1 pseudogene is annotated in these 665 nt (G+C 69.8%); it reads left to right on the top strand.

The features are described from left to right. Positions 1-665 (top strand): annotated as a pseudogene (locus tag KVT39_RS36450) (hypothetical protein); the annotation flags it as partial.

Here is a 665-nt window from a genome sequence, read left to right on the forward strand (position 1 = left end):
CGCTGACCGAGGCCGGGCTGCGCGCGGCCGGGCTGCCGGACAGCGAGGTCGCGCCGGTCTGGCAAGCCCTGCTGGAGCAGCGCCTGATCACCGGGGAAGGCCATATCCAGGCGCGGCTGCACCAGCTCGTCAAGGCCGGCACGCCAGTGCCGGAGCTGGGCACAAGCCAGAGCCTGGCCGTGCATCGGGCCGTGGCCGCGGTGTCCCGGGTGCCGGTGCACGCGGCCACCCTGAGTGCCGAGCGCTACCGGGATGAGCATGCTGACGACCCGGTGCCTCTGCCGGCGTTCTCCACGATCCGGATCGCCCTGGACTATGTCGACGGGTTCGGCCGGCCGCTGCAGGGCAAGATCAAGGCGGAGCGCGGACTCAGCGCGATCGTCGACGAGAACGGCAGGTTGAAGCTCGATGCGACCGGCACGCCAGTGCAGGAATCCAGCGAGGAGCGCTGGCTGACCAGTGGTCACGTGATATACAACGCCAAGGGCCTGCCCCGTCAGCAGTACCAGCCGTACTACCTGAACCAGCCGGCCTATGTCACCGACCCGAAGCTTGAGCAACTGAGCGCGAGCGACACGCTGTATTACGACGCGCCGGGCCGGGTGGCGCGGGTGGTCACGGCCGCCGGGCATCAGCGCACGAGCCAGTACCGGCCCTGGTATCGG

It is taken from the genome of Burkholderia sp. GbtcB21, from assembly GCF_019091065.1.
Classification (GTDB): domain Bacteria; phylum Pseudomonadota; class Gammaproteobacteria; order Burkholderiales; family Burkholderiaceae; genus Burkholderia; species Burkholderia pyrrocinia_C.